This is a genomic window from Streptomyces profundus (assembly GCF_020740535.1).
Taxonomy (GTDB): domain Bacteria; phylum Actinomycetota; class Actinomycetes; order Streptomycetales; family Streptomycetaceae; genus Streptomyces; species Streptomyces profundus.
On the sequence record NZ_CP082362.1, the window covers coordinates 2,912,501 to 2,927,982 of the forward strand.

At 74.6% G+C, this 15,482-nt stretch carries 9 protein-coding genes (1 of these 9 cut by a window edge); 5 read left to right on the plus strand and 4 right to left on the minus strand.

Annotation, left to right across the window (positions count from 1 at the left end):
• Positions 1-954, minus strand: the 5' portion of a protein-coding gene (locus tag K4G22_RS12775) for an ATP-binding SpoIIE family protein phosphatase (RefSeq protein WP_228080260.1). 732 nt of this gene lie to the left of the window's left edge; the window shows 954 of its 1,686 coding nt (coding positions 1-954); the start codon lies at positions 952-954; its stop codon lies off the left edge, out of view.
• Between the two features lie 169 nt (positions 955-1,123).
• On the minus strand, positions 1,124-2,650 hold the full coding sequence (locus K4G22_RS12780; RefSeq protein ID WP_322785090.1) for an NAD(P)/FAD-dependent oxidoreductase: 1,527 nt from the start codon (positions 2,648-2,650) through the stop codon (positions 1,124-1,126).
• Positions 2,651-2,934: 284 nt separating this feature from the next.
• On the opposite strand from K4G22_RS12780, the gene K4G22_RS12785 reads away from it, so the two are divergent.
• On the plus strand, positions 2,935-3,804 hold the full coding sequence (locus tag K4G22_RS12785) for a TetR/AcrR family transcriptional regulator (protein WP_228080264.1): 870 nt from the start codon (positions 2,935-2,937) through the stop codon (positions 3,802-3,804).
• Between the two features lie 213 nt (positions 3,805-4,017).
• Positions 4,018-5,862 (plus strand): sigma-70 family RNA polymerase sigma factor, encoded by a 1,845-nt coding sequence (locus K4G22_RS12790; protein ID WP_228080265.1) that lies wholly within the window; start codon positions 4,018-4,020, stop codon positions 5,860-5,862.
• Between the two features lie 798 nt (positions 5,863-6,660).
• On the opposite strand, the gene K4G22_RS12795 is transcribed toward K4G22_RS12790, so the two are convergent.
• A complete protein-coding gene (locus K4G22_RS12795; RefSeq protein WP_228080266.1) occupies positions 6,661-8,736 on the minus strand; it encodes an asparagine synthase-related protein in 2,076 nt (691 codons plus the stop codon).
• Between the two features lie 624 nt (positions 8,737-9,360).
• Here K4G22_RS12795 and K4G22_RS12800 point away from each other — a divergent pair.
• The gene (locus K4G22_RS12800) at positions 9,361-10,770 is read left to right on the plus strand and encodes an NsdA family TPR-like regulatory protein (RefSeq protein ID WP_228080267.1); all 1,410 of its coding nucleotides are present in this window, start codon (positions 9,361-9,363) and stop codon (positions 10,768-10,770) included.
• A 57-nt stretch (positions 10,771-10,827) separates the two neighbouring features.
• Here the strand turns inward: K4G22_RS12800 and K4G22_RS12805 are convergent, their stop codons facing one another.
• Complete coding sequence (locus K4G22_RS12805; protein WP_228080268.1) at positions 10,828-12,222, minus strand: outer membrane protein assembly factor BamB family protein; 1,395 nt, start codon at positions 12,220-12,222, stop codon at positions 10,828-10,830.
• Positions 12,223-12,463: 241 nt separating this feature from the next.
• Here K4G22_RS12805 and trmB point away from each other — a divergent pair, with 241 nt between their 5' ends.
• On the plus strand, positions 12,464-13,189 hold the full coding sequence (trmB, locus tag K4G22_RS12810) for a tRNA (guanosine(46)-N7)-methyltransferase TrmB (protein WP_228084068.1): 726 nt from the start codon (positions 12,464-12,466) through the stop codon (positions 13,187-13,189).
• Positions 13,190-13,240: 51 nt separating this feature from the next.
• Positions 13,241-14,422 (plus strand): PrsW family intramembrane metalloprotease, encoded by a 1,182-nt coding sequence (locus K4G22_RS12815; RefSeq protein WP_228080270.1) that lies wholly within the window; start codon positions 13,241-13,243, stop codon positions 14,420-14,422.
• Positions 14,423-15,482 lie beyond the last annotated feature (1,060 nt).

Genomic DNA, 15,482 nt, shown 5'->3' on the forward strand with positions numbered 1-15,482 from the left:
GCCAGCCGACGCGTAGGTGAGGGTGGCCTCGTTGGGGTCGTAGACGGCGTACACGCAGGTCGCGATCTGGCTGGCGTCGATCTCGGCGGCCAGCCCGTCGAGCAGTCCGAGTACCTCGTGCGGGGGAAGGTCGAGGCGCGCGTAGGCGCGCACGGCGGTGCGCAGCTGTCCCATGACGGCCGCCGCGCGGACGCCGCGGCCCATCACGTCGCCGATGACCACGGCGGTGCGGCCGGCGCCGAGGGTGATCACGTCGTACCAGTCCCCGCCGACCGCGGCCTCCAGGCCGCCCGGCTGGTAGGTGGCGGCCACCCGCAGATCGTCCGGCTGCTCCAACTTCTGGGGCAGCAGGCTGTGTTGGAGGGTGACGGCGGCGGCGCGCTGCTGGCTCTCGCTCTCCCTGAGGCGTTCGGCGGAGACCACCTGGTCGGTGATGTCGGCGGCGAAGACCAGGACGCCGCGCTGGGCGCAGTCGGTGCCGGGCCCCGTGAGCCTGATCGGGGTGCAGGTGAAGGTGAAGTAGCTGTCGCGGTGCTCGCCCGGCACGCTGCGGGACTTCATGGTGCGCGGGGTGCCGCTGCGCTGGACCTGCTCCATCAGGGGGAGCAGGCCGAGCTCGACCAGCTCGGTGAGCGCCTCGCGGGCGGGGGCGCCGGGCTGGCGGGAGCCGAAGAGGTTGGCGTATGCCTCGTTCACATAGGCGACGCGGTGCTCGGGGCCGTGGACCACGGCGACCGGGGCCGGGACCTGGCCGAGCAGTTCGTGGACGGCGAGCGCGTCGACACCTGGGCCCGCCGACTGGGCCTTGCCCGACTCCCTGGGCTCGCCACGGGCCGCCGGCACCCCGCCGCCCGGCTCCTGGCCGGTGCCGGTCTGGCCCTTCGCGCGGCTCTCGGTGGCGCCGTGCCGCCGCTGTGCTCCGGGCAGCCGGATTCCCCAGCGCGTCAAATTCACAGCGTTCCGATCTGCTTCGTTCCAGGGGTGTGTGTGCTCGGGAGGTTGTGCTCGGGAGACGTTCTCGGGAGGTGTGCTCGGGGGTGTGCTGTCTGCGTGCTCTTCGCTGCGTGGCGTCCGACCCATGGTCACACGACCGGGGTCGGCCCCGGCCCTGGGAGGGAACCGGTCAGGGGCGCTTTCGGCGGCGGCCCGGGTCGGCCGCCAGCTCGAACTCGGCCCGTGGGTGTTCCAGGGAGCCGAGTGAGACGATCTCACGTTTGAACAATCCCGCAAGGGCCCATTCGGCGAGAACGCGCGCCTTGCGGTTGCCGGTGGGCACGCGGCTCAGGTGGTAGACGCGGTGCACCAACCAGGCCGGAAACCCCTTGAGACGCCGGCCGTAGACGCGGGCGACGCCTTTGTGCAGGCCGAGCGAGGCGACGGAGCCCGCGTGCCGGTGGCGGTAGTCGGTGGTGGGCTTGTCGCTGAGGGTGGCGGCAAGGTTGTCCGCGAGCCGCCGGGCCTGCCGGACGGCATGTTGGGCGTTGGGGGCGCACATGGGGGAACGGGCGCCGGTGTGAGGGGTGTGGGCGCCGGGCGCGTTGGCTCCCGAGGTGGTCTCCCGGGGGGCGCGTTCTATGGTGCGGCCCGCCGTGCCGGCCCGTTCCTCGACCGCGGTGGGCGGCGGCGTTCCCGTGCGTCCTGGGGCGGTTTCGCCGGGCTGGTCAAGGGTGTTGCGGGCGGCGGCGAGGTCGGGCACGGCGGCGGCGTCGCCCGCGGCCCAGACGTGGGCGACCCCGGTGACGCGGAGATCGGCGTCGCAGCGGACGCGCCCCCGTTCGTCCAGGGGCACGCCGCATTCGGCGAGCACCGGATGAGGTTTCACGCCGGCGGTCCAGACCAGGGTGCGGGCCGGATAGCGGGAGCCGTCGTCCAGGGCAACGGTGCCCCGCTCATAGCTGACCAGGCGGGTGGTGAGGCGAACGTCGATATTGCGCCCACGGAGTTCGCGCACCGCGTAGCCGCCCATCTCGCTGCCGACTTCGGGCAGGATGCGGTCGGTGGCCTCCACCAGCAGCCACTTCTGCTCCTCGGGCCGGATGTTGGGGTAGTGGCGGCAGGCGTAGCGCGCCATGTCCTCCAGCTCGGCCAGCGCCTCCACGCCCGCGTAGCCACCGCCCACGAAGACGAAGGTGAGGGCGGCGTCCCGCACGTCGGAGTCGCGGGTGGAGGAGGCGATGTCGAGCTGCTCAAGCACGTGGTTGCGCAGTCCGATGGCCTCCTCGATGTTCTTGAAGCCGATGCCGCCCTCCGCGAGCCCCGGCACAGGGAGTGTCCGCGCGAGGGAACCGGGGGCCAGCACCAGTTCGTCGTAATCCAGCCGGAGGGGCTCGCTTCCCGCCTCCGCGCCCGCGGCCGTACGGACCATGGCCGTGCGGCTCTCGGGATCGGCACCGACGATCTCGCCGGGGAGGATTCGGCAGTGCGGAAGCACGCGGCGCAGGGGGACGACGACATGGCGAGGGGAGAGGGAGCCGGCGGCGGCCTCGGGAAGGAAGGGCTGGTAGGTCATATAGGGATCCGGGCTGACCACGGTGATCCGGACGTCGCCGCTCCGCAGCTCGCGCCGCAGCCGGCGCTGGAGGCGGCGCGCGGTGTAGAGCCCGACATAGCCGCCGCCGGCCACGACGATGTGCGCGGTGTGCTTGGTCACCCGACCATGAGGCACCGGGAAGCGATGTTTTGTCCACAGCTCGGGCGGGGCGCCGCTCCGTTCCGGGCGAGTCCGTGGCGACTGCCGAGGTGATACATCTCGCTACGTCCGCACCTGGTGCAGGTGGTGCGGTGTTCTGGTGGATTCGAGGGATTTGACGCGCTCTGTGGCGTCGGGTTCCTCAACTATGTTCGTACTCGTAGTGGAAGCGCGCCAACCGCTTCTTCGATGAACGGGCCCGTTCCGCGCCAGCCGGCGCGGGGTGCGGGTCTCGGGGGGTCAACATGCGTATCAGGGAATCAGTCGACGGTTCGGACACCGCGGCGTCGAGCACGGCGCCGGGTGCCCCGTGGCAGGGCGGCGGGCCGCGTTCGGCGCCGCTGCGGGTGGACGCGCAACGCAATCTGCGGCATGTGCTGAGCGCGGCGCGGGCCGTCTTCGGCGAGCAGGGGTACGGGGCGCCGATGGAGGAGGTGGCCCGCCGGGCGCGGGTCGGGGTGGGCACGGTGTACCGGCGCTTCCCCAACAAGGAGGCGCTGGTCCGCTTCATCGCGGCCGAGGAGACGCAGCGGCTCACCGAACGGGCGCGGGAGGCGCTGGCCATCGAGGACGAGCCCTGGCGCGCGCTCGCCGGCTTTGTGCAGCGGTCGGCGGCGGCGGGCGCGGGGCGGCTGCTGCCGCCGGAGCTGCTGACGGTCGGCGGTGCGCGCGGCGAACGGGTGCCGCCGCAGCGGGCCATGGGCGGCGAACGGGGCGGCCCCGATCCCTCCGTGGCCGGCCGGGGGGCGACGGGTCTGCCGGCTGCGGGAGTCGGTCCTTCGGACGGCGGCTCGAACGGCGCCGCCGACGGCGCTTCTGCCGGTACCTCTGGCGGCGGCTCGAACGGCGCCGCCGACGGCGCGCGGCCGGCGGGTCCCGCTCGGGACGACGAGCCGAGCCCGCTCGTGGACTCGGGTGAACTGCTTTCCGCCGTCGAACAGTTGGTGGAACGGACCAGGGCCGCCGGCCAGTTGCGGGCGGATGTCACCGTTGCCGACCTGCTGTTGGTGATAGCGACCACGCCCCCGCGGCTCGACGATCCGGCGCGACAAACGGCCGCCGAGGCACGGCTGTTGGAGATACTGCTCCAGGGGCTACGCGCCGGCGGACGGTAACGCACGCGCGCCGGGGAAGCGCGCGGGAAGTTGGGATTGCGCCCGGCACACCGCCCGAAAGGGTGGTTTGCCGGGCGCTGCTCCGTTCCCGAGCCCCTGGCGTGGCAGCCTGACGTCGGTGCTGACACCTTGTAAATAACTGCTGCTGACGATGACCGCTGCCGATGTTGAAACCGCTGCCGACCGTGGCACATGGCAATAGGGGCTGGCCTGATGGACCTTGACGGGCGCGACGATCTTTCCGGCGAGACCACCGTGCCCCGACAGCGCGAAGGCGGCGGGAGCGGTAGCGGCAGCGGTGGCGGCGGTGGCGAGGGAACGGCCGACCTGGAGTTGGTCGACCGCATGCGCCGGGGCGAACGAGGGGCGTACGACGAGCTGTACCGGCGCCACGCGGACTCCGTGCGCCGCTACGCGCGGACCTGCTGCCGGGACGCGGACACGGCGGACGACCTGACCAACGAGGTGTTCGCCGCGACGCTCCAGGCCGTGCGCGGCGGCGCGGGCCCCCGCACGGCGGTGCGCGCCTACCTGCTCACCTCGGTGCGCCGGGTCGCCGCCGACTGGGCGCGGACCGCCAAGCGCGAGCAACTCGTCGAGGACTTCGCGGCGTTCGCGCTCTCCGACGCGGCGGCCCGCGCCGGCCGTGCCAACCCCGACGAACTGGCCGCCGAGGTCCGGGCCATGCGGGAGGCCGAACGCTCCATGGCGGTAAGGGCGTTCCGCAGCCTTCCGGAGCGGTGGCAGACCGTCCTCTGGCACACCACCGTCGAGGAGGCGACGCCCAGGGAGGTGGCGCCGCTGCTCGGGCTCACCCCCAACGCGACGGCGGTGCTGGCGCACCGGGCCAGGGAGGGGCTCAAGCAGGCGTTCCTCCAGGAACATGTGAGCCGCACCCTCACCGAGGGCGGCGAATGCGCCGGCTACGCCGACCGGTTGGGCGCCTTCGCGCGCGGCGGGCTGCGCACCCGCGCCGAGCGCGGGCTCCGGCGCCATCTGGCGGAGTGCGCCCGATGTTCCAGCGCGGCGTCCGAGGTGCGGGCGATCAACGAGAACATCGGAGCGGTGCTCCCGGTGGCCTTCATCGGCTGGTTCGCGGCCGAGGCGGGCGGCAAGGGCGTTCTGCTCTGGGGCGGCTCCAGCGGGGCGGCTGCCGCGGGCGGCGCGGGTGCCGCCGCCAGCGGCGGGGCCGCGGTGGGCGGCGCGGGTGCCGCCACGGGCGGCGGCGGGGCCGCGGTGGGCGAGGGGCTCGGCGGGCCGGTCAAGGCCGGGATCGCCTCCGGTGTGCTGGCGACCGCGGTGGCCACCGTCCTGGCCCTGGCCATGATGGGCGGCGACCCGGCCACCGAGACGCCGGCGGCTCCGCCGGAGGCCGCGGACCACAAACCACCGGCCGACCCCGAGCCGGCTCCGCCCGAGGTGCCGCCCACCCCTTCACCCGAACCGGAACCCGAGTCGGAGCCCGAGCCGGAGCCGGTTCCCGAGCCGGTGCCCGAGCCGCCGGTGGAGCCGACGCCCGAGCCCGAGCCGTCGCCCACGCCTTCGCCCGACCCCGAGCCCGCTCCCGAGCCGCCGACGGAGCCGGCACCCGAGCCCGAGCCCACACCGCCGGCGCCGCCGCCCGCCGCGCCCTACCAGCTGCGGGAGTTGGCGTTCGACGTGCTGGGCGGGACGGACGAGCCGACGGTGCGGCTCGGGTCGAGCACCCCGCCCTGGCAGCGCGACAGCCTGAGCATCGGCGGCGAGGAGCACTCCCACGGGATCACCGTTCCCGCGAGGTCCTCGGTGCTGATCGACCTCAACCGCGACTGTCTGAACTACCGCGCCCTGGTCGGCGTCGACGATCTGACCCGGGCGTTCGGCCCGGTGGTCTTCACCGTCTACGGGGACGGCGCACAGCTGTGGCGCTCCGCCGAGATCACCGGCGGCGACCCGGCGACACCGCTCTCCGTCGACCTGAACGGCGTACGCGAACTCCGCCTGGACGTCGAACCACGGGGCCGCCTCGGCGAGTTGGCCCTGGCCAACTGGGCCACCAGCGAGATCGCCTGCGGCTAGGCCAGGCCGTTGGGGCGGGCGGCAGGCCCCCGGGCAGGCGGCCCGGGGGTGACCGGCCCTCCGGGCGGGCCTCCCCAGAGGGCGAGTTACCCGTTGGAGTGCCTGCGACGGGTGGGCCCGCTACGCGGGCGGCCCTTGGGTACTCGACTGGAGGCGCTCCCCCGACGGGGCCATCCACCGACAACCAGCCCCGCACGGGTCACACACCCCGATGCCCCTCCGGGCACCGGGCCTCCCACTCGGGAACGGGGATGTCCGGACCGAGGGACGATCCCTCGGGCCCTCCCGGCGGGACGACCCCTCAGGCAACCAACCCCGCCGAGCCCGACGCCCTCCGGGCACGCGGCCCTTCAGCCAGCCAACCCCCGAGGCGCGCCACCCAGGACGGGAAACCCCGGACCGAGAGACGATCCCTCGGCCACCCAGCCCGACGCCCTCCCGGCGGCCGGCGCCCGAGGCGTCCCTCCGGGAACGGTGAACCCCGGACCGATGCCATCCCGGTGGAACGACCCCTCAGGCAACCAGCCCCGCCGGGGCCGATGCCCACCAGGCGCGCGGCCCTTCGGGCGGCCAGCCCCCGAGACGTGCCACCCGGGACGGGGAACCCCGGAGCGAGAGGCAAACCTCGGGCACCCGAGCCGGTGCCCTCTCTGCGGCCGGCGCCCGGAGCGTGCCCCGGGGGCGGGGAGGTCCGAACGGGCGTCGGTGACCGGCTCAGAAGCAGCCCCCTCGGGCGACCAGCCCCGCCGTCCCCGGTGCCCACCGGGCCCCGGGGTGGCTGCTGGCCGCCCGCAGGGCTCAGCGGGTGACGCCGCTGGTGACGGCGCGGGGGTCGTGGTTGCCCTCGGCGGTCCAGCAGGAGCCTCGGCGCATCAGGAGGCGGCGCAGCCACAGTTCGGTGGAGACCAGCTCGCCGAGGCCGTCGAGGGGGAGGGGCTCGCCCTGGGCCGCCGCCCTGAGGGCCTTGCGGACCACGCGGGCCTCGACGAGGCCGGCGTCGGCGAGCAGGGGCGCGTCGAAGAGGTCGACGAGTTGGCCGACATGGGCGCGTAGGCCCGCGCGGAGGGATTCGGTGTGGGCCGCCGCGCTGGTCGCGCCCCAGCCCGGGGGCAGGCCCCGGACGCCGGCGCCGGTCAGGACGGCGCGCAACACCTCGGCCCGCGCCCCGGGTTGCACGCGGAGGCTCTCCGGCAGCGCCTGGCAGGCGCGCACCACCTGGTTGTCGTAGAACGGGGCGTGCAGCCGTTGGTGGCGCAGTTCGGCGGCCTGTTCGAAGACCCGGTGGTCCGCCGCCTGGCGGGCCAACACGGCGCGGGCGCGCCGGACTCCGGGGCGGCCCGCCATGGTGGCGCTGCGCGGGCTGGCGGCGACCGCGTCGAGCCGTATCGATACTTCGGCCAACGCCTCGCCCGTCAGCCAGCGGGCGGCGGGGCCAGGACGGCACCAGGCGAGCGCGGAGAGCGAGGCACCGAGCGCGCCGTCGACGATCAGGGCGTCGTCGATGGGCTGGCGGAGCAGCCCGGCGGCGCTGGAGAGGCCCTCGTTGTAGGGGGTGCGGGCCAGCCGGCGGGCCGCGCGGTAGACCGTGAAGGGGATCAGCATGGAGCGACCGCCGCCCCCGCTGGCCTTGGCCAACGCCGTGGCGGGGCGCAGCAGATGGCGGCGGCGGCGGTCGAGGACCAGATCGGCCAGCCGGGCCGGGTGCGCGTCGAGCACCTCGCGGGCGCCGTTGCCGATCAGGTGGTCGGCGCTGCCGGCGGAGAGGCGGTGCCGGTGGCGGGCGGCGACGATGAGGGACGGGCCCGGCTCGTCGGTGAGCGGGCCCGACTCCAGGTCCCCGTAGGGGAGGGCGCTCTCGCCGCCGGCCACCACCAGGTGGTGGAGGCGTGGGTTCTCGGCGATCAGGCGGGCGCGTTCCAGCTCGGCGGCCCGGTCGGCGGCTCCCGCGCCGGTGCGGGGGGCGGAGAGGTCGTTGAAGGTGACGGCGAGGAGTCGTTCGCCGGCGAGGGTGGCGCCGGTGCCGTAGACGGTGCCAGGCATGCCCGGCAGCCCGGCGGCCAGCAGGGCGAGGGTGCCCGAGGCGCTGCCACCGGAGAGGTCGGCGCCGACGCCCGCCGCCGGGTCGGGCCCTGAACGGGCGGCCCTGCGGTCGTCCGGGCCCATGCCGGGCACGGGGCCGGCGTCCCTGGCGGGGGCGTGCCGGGGGGCGGCGAGCCGGGTGCGGACCGCCTCGACCAGCGCCTCGCGGACGCTGGCGACGGCGGCCTCGCGCTCGACCGGGGGCGCGGCGACGACCAGCGAGGTGGCCGGCTCGTAGTCGGAGATGTCGCGGCTGCCGCCCTCGCGCAGCAGCAGGGCGTGCCCTGGCGGCACGCGGCTGACGCCGTCGTAGGGGGTGCCGTCGCCGACGGCCTCGGGGGATTCGGGGCAGGCGAGCAGGGCGCCGAGATGGCCGACGTCGAGCTGGGCCTCGGTGAGGTCGGCCAGCGGCAGGGCCGCCGTGGAGTAGGCGGTGCCGCCGGCCCAGTCGGTGTGGAACACCGGGCGGCTGCCGGAGAGGTCGGCGGGGATCACGGTGCGTCTGCCGAAGCGGGCCACGGCCGTGTAGCTGCCGGGCCAGGTGGTGAGTTGGCGGAGCGCGCCGGCGCGGGCCGAGACCAGGGCGCGGCGGAGCGTGGCGTCGTCGGCGCCGCAGTAGCCGAAGACGGCCAGATGGGTGTCGCCGTCCGCGTAGACCAGGCGGATCTCGTCCGGACGCCAGTCGCCGACCGCCCAGAGCGGGTCGGGGCCCTCCCAGAGCAGTTGGGCGCCCAGCGGTTGGATGTCCCTGGCAGCGCTGGCGGAGGCACCGCTCCACCCGACCAACCACCGCATCGCCGCCTCCCCCACTGAAGATTCGGGCCTTGTGGTCCCGCGCGGACCGGTGCCGTCACGTAGGTGTTGAGGGCAATGCTGCCATGGGTGGGGGGTGAACGGGGCATACCGGGGAGGTAGTTCGCCTGGTGTGGCGAACCACCTCGGATGCGCGCGGGTCCCTCAGGGCCGTTGCGGAGAAGCTGTGATCACGGTCAAAGGTAACCGGTTGTTTTAGGCCAAACTCTGGCCGGCGTGCGGTACTTGATCGAGCGGCGCGCGGGTGCGGAGATCTTGTGGTCCGGGAGACGCTGGCTGTCTCCCGGACCACACCGCCGTCCGCGGGGAATGAGACGACGGCTTCCCCCGACCCGCCGACCTTCACGGCAGCGGGCCGACCCACGCGCAAACATCGAAGCGCTCCCCCCGACGACTGCCCAGAGCGCACACCCGGGCGCACGGCCACATGCCGGGAGCACAATCACGGGGACGGGCAGCGCTCGCACTGGGGTACGGACATAATCCCGCCATCCGGCTATCACCCCCTTAACGGTAAGCAGGCGGCGAACTACGCTGGGTTGGCGGAGGCACGGAAGAGCCCTGCGCTGGTCGTGGGGCTGCCGTTGGTGTGTCAGGGGTGCGCGCATGTCCAGGGAGCAACGCGGGCCGAACGAGAAGCTGGGCGCGGTTCTCGCCCTTGCGGGGATCAGTAACGCCGGTCTCGCCCGCCGGGTCAACGACTTAGGCGCGCAGCGGGGTTTGACGCTGCGATATGACAAGACGTCGGTGGCCCGTTGGGTGACCAAGGGGATGATCCCGCAGGGTGCGGCGCCCCATCTGATCGCCGCGGCCATCAGCAGCAAGTTGGGCCGGCGGGTCCCCTTGCACGAGATCGGGCTGGCCGACACGGATCCGGCGCCCGAGGTGGGCCTCGCCTTCCCCCGTGACGTTCGGGGGGCGGTGGACTCGGCGACGGAGCTTTATCGCCTCGATGTTGCCCCGGGCAAGGGCATTTGGCAGTCACTGGCAGGTTCGTTCACTGTCACGGCATATGCCACGCCGGTATCCCGGTGGCTTATCAATCCGGCCGACGCCTATGTGGGTCGGGCCTCGCCGGCCCAGGGGCCGCCAGCCGCCGGGCGGGTGGGGCACTCGGATGTCTCAAAGCTGCGGGAGGCGGCCGTCGAGGCCCGGCGGTGGGACTCCAAGTACGGTGGCGGGGACTGGCGTTCCTCCATGGTCCCCGAGTGCCTGCGCACGGACGCGGTGCCGCTGCTGCTCGGCTCCTACGCGGACGACGTGGGCCGTTCGCTGTTCCGGGCCACCGCCGAGCTGACCAGGTTGGCCGGCTGGATGGCCTTCGACACCGGCCAGCAGGAGGCCGCGCAGCGGTACTACATACAGGCCCTGCGCCTGGCCCGCGCGGCGGCCGATGTGCCGCTCGGCGGCTATGTGCTGGCGTCGATGTCCCTCCAGGCGACCTATCGCGGCTTCGCCGACGAGGGTGTCGACCTGGCGCAGGCCGCGTTGGAGCGCAACCGCTCGGTTGCCACCGCGCGCGCCATGAGCTTCTTCCATCTGGTGGAGGCCAGGGCGTTGGCCAAGGCCCATGACGCGCCGGGCTGCGGCGCGGCGCTCTCGGCGGCGGAGAGCTGGCTGGAGCGCTCGCGCGAGGGCGACGGGGATCCCGGCTGGTTGGACTTCTACGCCCACGACCGGCTGGCCGCCGACGCGGCCGAGTGCTATATCGACCTCAAGGTCCCCGGGCAGGTGCGGCGATTCACCGAGCAGGCGCTGTCGGAGCCGACGGAGGAGTTCGTCCGCTCGCACGGGCTGCGTCTGGTGGTGGCGGCGGTGGCGGAGCTGGAGTCGGGGAACCTCGACGCGGCCTGCGAGGCCGGCGCCCGAGCGGTGCGGGTGGCGGGGCGCATATCGTCGGCGCGCACCACGGACTATGTCCGCAACCTGCTGCACCGGCTGGCGCCCTACGGCGACGAACCGCTGGTCAAAGAGCTTCAGGAGCAAGCTCGCCCGCTCCTGGCGGCTCCGGCATGACCAGGCACATGACACCGGCACAGGCGGCTGGCGCACCGGGCCGGGGCCACCTCCGGCTCAGCCCCCGGCCGAGCGCTCGTAGGCGTGCAGCCGGACGGTCGGCGTCTCGGCGGCGAGGGCGGTGAGCAGATAGAGCTGATGCTCGTCGAAGGCCGCGATCTGCCGGTCGTCGGCCAGATCGGACGAGAACGGGACGGTGCCGACGTCCGACCGTTCGCCCGTGGCCCAGTCCAGCGCGAACACCCGCTGCACTCCGCCGTCGGCCGGCTCGGCGAGCAGTGGGCCGCCCGCCTCGTCCACGCCCAGCAGCTGCGTTCCCGCGGGGAGTTCAGCCGTCCAACGGATCTCGCCCTCGGCCAGGCCGTAGCCGGCCACGTGCACCGCCCCCTCGTCGGCGGGGTTCGCTTCGTCCGGGTCGACCATGGAGACCGGGACGTAGCGGGTGAAGAGCACATCGCCGGTCACCACCGAGTGCGCCCCCGGCAGCGGCCCGGGCCGCACCTCGTCGCCGTCCGCCACGCCGATCGGATGCCGCCACAGCACCTGCCCGGTCTCCGCGTACGCCACCAGCTCGCCGGCGCGCAGCAACAGCACGGGATCGCCGGCCAGAACGCCCTCGACCTCGAAACGCTCCGCCTCCGTCGCCTGGTTGCTCCACTCCCACTCGCCGGTGTCCGCGTGGTAGACGCTGACCTCGTCGCGCGGCGGCTCCCCCAGGCAACGGCTGCGCACCACGATCCGGTTGCCGTCCTGGTGCACCGAGCGCGGCAGCCGGCTCTCCGTACAGCTGCCCTCGGCGCCGTCCGGCGGGGACGGCAGCGGTAGTTCCTCACCCGTCTCGGTGGCCAGCCGGTGGAAGGCGGCGGGCTCGCCCTCCGCCTCCAGGCTCACCGAGACCGTGGTCTCCCCCATCGCCACGACCGCCCCCGCCGCCTCGGCTGGGTCGGCCGGTTCGCCCTCGGGGGCGGGCAGCTCGCGCCACCAGAGCGGCTCCCCCTCGGTCACCTCCAGCACCACAAGGAGCGTGCATCCGCCCGTCGCCGAGCGGTGGAGCACGGCGCCGAGGCCCGACGAGTTGACCGTCTCAGACGCGGCGCAGGGCGCGCCGGCCGTCGGCGGCGGCTCCAGCTCCCAGACGGGCCCGCCGTCGACCGTCTGATAGCCGTGCACCCCGGTGGCCGTGACCAGCGCCACGGTCGGATCGTGCGGCCAGAGCCTGATCAACTCGGCGCCGGGGCCACGGACCGGGGCCGCCACCCTGGGCGCGGCCCACAGCTCCGCCAGCTCGCCCGGCACCGGCACGCCCACCTCGCTGGTCCCGGGCGAGGCGACGTCCCCCGGCTCGGCCGCCTCCTCCCGGCTGAACACCACCACCCACACCGTGAGCAGCGCCAACAGCACCACGCCCACCGGCGCCACCACCAACCAGAACCGGCCCTCACCCTCCGCCATCACGCGTCCCCCCGATCGTGCGGCCCTCGCTCCGAGGGCCCCGGCCACCACCCGTTGACGAGGTCCAGCCAACCCCCTTTTCGTCCCATGGTCATCTCATCGGACGTAACCGCCACGGTGGGTGGTTCCGCGGCGCCGTACCATCGATGGCACTGTGTCCGAGACATCCGCCGCGCTTCCCGAGGCGCTTCCCACCACGATTCCCGCCGCCGAGACCGCCGTGGCCGCCGAGCCGCCCCGTATGTTCCCACCGGGCGCGGGCCCGGCCGCCGACCCCACGGCCGGCACCGCGCCCGACCGTGCCATCCGCAGCTTCCAGCCCCGGCGCAGCCGGGTCACGCCCAGCCAGCGGCAGTCGCTGCTGCGGCTCTGGCCGCGCTGGGGCGTGGAGATCGACGGCCACACCCGCCTCGACCCGGCCGCGCTCTTCGACGGCCGGCCGGTGGTGCTGGAGATCGGCTTCGGCATGGGCGAGGCGACCGCCGAGATGGCGGCGGCCGACCCGGGGACCGGCGTTCTCGCGGCCGATGTGCACACCCCGGGGCAGGGCAACCTGCTGCGGCTGGCCGAACGCGCCGGCCTGGACAACGTCCGGGTGGCCAACGGGGACGCGATCCTGCTGCTGCGCGAGATGCTGCCCGCGCGCTCGCTCGCCGGCGTGCGGGTCTTCTTCCCCGACCCCTGGCCCAAGACGCGGCACCACAAACGGCGGCTGATCCAGCCGGCCTTCGTCGAACTCGTCGCGTCCCGCCTGGCGCCGGGCGCCACGCTGCACTGCGCGACGGACTGGGAGCCCTACGCCGAAGCGATGCTCGAAGTGCTCGAAGCCGACGCGGCGTTCGAGAACACCGCGCCGGACGGCGGCTTCGCGCCGCGCCCCGCGCACCGGCCGCTGACCCGCTTCGAGCGGCAGGGGCTGGCCAAGGGCCACCGCGTCCGGGACCTGGTCTTCCGCCGCCGGGCCTGACGCCATCGCCCAGGGGGGCCCACCGTCGCGGCGGGGCCTTAAGGTCGAAGGGTGCGCCTCCCGTTCCCCCCACCTCGCGGCGCCGCCCGGTTCCGCACCCCGGCGATCGGGGGTGCGTTGGCGCTGTGCGGACTTGTGGTGGGCGTGGTCATCGGCCGCGAGACCGGCGTCCCCGGCCTGCTGGTCGGGCTCGGCCTCGCCCTGCTGCCGCTGCCCGTCCTGTTCGCCGCCTACCGCTGGCTGGAGGCGGTCCACCCCAGGCACTGGCGGGAGTTGGCCTTCGCCTTCGGCTGGGGCGCCTGCGCCGCCACGCTTCTCGCCCTGACCGCCAACGGGCTCCTCGTCCGCCTGTTGACGGACAGTCCGGCGCGCCTCTCCCCCGCCCATCCCGACACCCTGGAGATCACGGTGATCGCGCCCATGGTGGAGGAGACCGCCAAGGCCGCCGTGATCGGCTGGGTCTGGCTGCGCCAGACGCATCTCGGACACGGGGTCCTCGTCGGCCTCGCAACGGCGGGCGCCTCGGCGGCCGGGTTCGCCTTCACCGAGAACGTGCTCTATCTGGGCAGCGCGTTCGCACAGGACCAGGAGTTGGGCCAACAGGGCATCTGGGACTCGGCCATGGCCGTGACGTTCTTCGTGCGGATGGTGGTGGCCCCGTTCGCCCACCCCATGTTCACCGCCCTCACCGGCCTCGGCTTCGGGCTCGCCGCCATGCTCGCCCCCGGGCGGCGACGGCTGCGCCTGGCCCTGCCGGCGCTCGGGCTCGGCCTGGCGATGGGCATGCACTCCCTGTGGAACGCGTCAACGTCCCTGAGCCTGTTGGGGTTCGGCGCGGTGTACTTCCTGCTGATGGCGCCGACGCTGATCCTGCTGTGCCGGGTGGCGGTCTCCGCCAGACGGCGCGAACTGCGGGTGGTGCGGCGCACGTTGACGCACTACGCGGCGGCGGGGTGGCTCGCGCCGCAGGAGCCGCAGGCGCTCGGCTGCGCGCGCGCCCGGCGCCGGGCGCGGCGCCTTGGCCGCCGCGCCCACGGCCCGGAGGGCGCCCGCGCGGTCGCCGACTACCAGGCGGCGGCCACCGAGTTGGCCCTCCTCCGCGATCGCGCCGGCCGCGGCCTGACGGGCGACGCGACGGACGTCGGCTTCGCCGACCGCGAACGAGAGCTCCTCCACCGCCTCTGGACCCACCGCCCCCTCGCCGCCCCCCTCACCCTCACCCCCGACCCCTGAGCCCCAGCCGCCGAGCCGTTGCCACGGCGGGGCGGAACGCGGACCTCGGCTCGAACCGGCCAGGGACAGGGAGGGACCCGCCGGAGAGACACCGACGAGACCGGCCGACACGGCATCCGAGACGGCCCCGCCGGAGGGAGTGCCGACGGGACGGGCAGGGCGCCGGGACAGGTGTCCGGAACGGAAACGCCGACACCGGCCCCGCCGAAGCGAACACCACCGACCTCGGGCCGACCAGCGCCATCCATAAGGCGAGAGCGCGCCGTCAACGGGGCGTCGGGCGCCCAGTCGCCCCCACCAGCCCCGACAGGCGGGGACGGGACCGCCACCCCCGCCAGGCGGCGGCTGGTGGGGGGGCGGAGCCCCTCGTCCACCACAGCGACCAACCACCCGCAGGACGGGCCCGGTCGCCGCCCAGGGACAAGCACACGGACCGGCTGCCCCCGCCCACCATCAACCGCAACCCGACCACCCAACGGCGCCATAGCACCGCCCGCAAGGCGGGCCCGGTCGCCGCCCAAGCGGCAAGCAGGCCCGGGCCGCCCGCAGGGCCCCTGCGGGGGCACCGCCCCCTCATCCACCACAGCGACCTAACCACCCACAGGACGCACCCGGTCGCCGCCCAGGGACAAGCACACGGACCGGCTGCCCCCGCCCACCATCAACCGCAACCCGACCACCCAACGGCGCCATAGCACCGCCCGCAAGGCGGGCCCGGTCGCCCCCCAAGCGGCAAGCAGACCCGGGCCACGAAGCACGGCCTGACCCCGGGCCCCCCGCAGGGCCCCTGCGGGGGCACCGCCCACCATCAACCGCAACCCGACCAGCCAACGGCGCCATAGCACCACCCGCAAGGCGGGCCCGGTCACCGCCCAAGCGGCAAGCAGACCCGGGCCACGAGGCACAGCCTGACCCCGGGCCGCCCGCAGGGCCCCTGCGGGGGCGCCGCCTCTCACCCACCGCAGCGACCAACCACCCGCAGGACGGGCCCGGTCGCCGCCGACCGTCAACAGCGAACCGCCAGCCGCCCGCAGGGCACGGGCGACGCGGCCCCCCGGGC

What these genes read in the sequence shown, in the direction of transcription:
- K4G22_RS12790 (WP_228080265.1), top strand. Translation starts at nt 4,018, where the DNA reads ATGGACCTTGACGGGCGCGACGATCTTTCCGGCGAGACCACCGTGCCC.
- K4G22_RS12795 (WP_228080266.1), bottom strand. Translation starts at nt 8,736, where the DNA reads ATGCGGTGGTTGGTCGGGTGGAGCGGTGCCTCCGCCAGCGCTGCCAGG.
- K4G22_RS12805 (WP_228080268.1), bottom strand. Translation starts at nt 12,222, where the DNA reads ATGGCGGAGGGTGAGGGCCGGTTCTGGTTGGTGGTGGCGCCGGTGGGC.
- K4G22_RS12800 (WP_228080267.1), top strand. Translation starts at nt 9,361, where the DNA reads ATGTCCAGGGAGCAACGCGGGCCGAACGAGAAGCTGGGCGCGGTTCTC.
- K4G22_RS12785 (WP_228080264.1), top strand. Translation starts at nt 2,935, where the DNA reads ATGCGTATCAGGGAATCAGTCGACGGTTCGGACACCGCGGCGTCGAGC.
- trmB (WP_228084068.1), top strand. Translation starts at nt 12,464, where the DNA reads ATGTTCCCACCGGGCGCGGGCCCGGCCGCCGACCCCACGGCCGGCACC.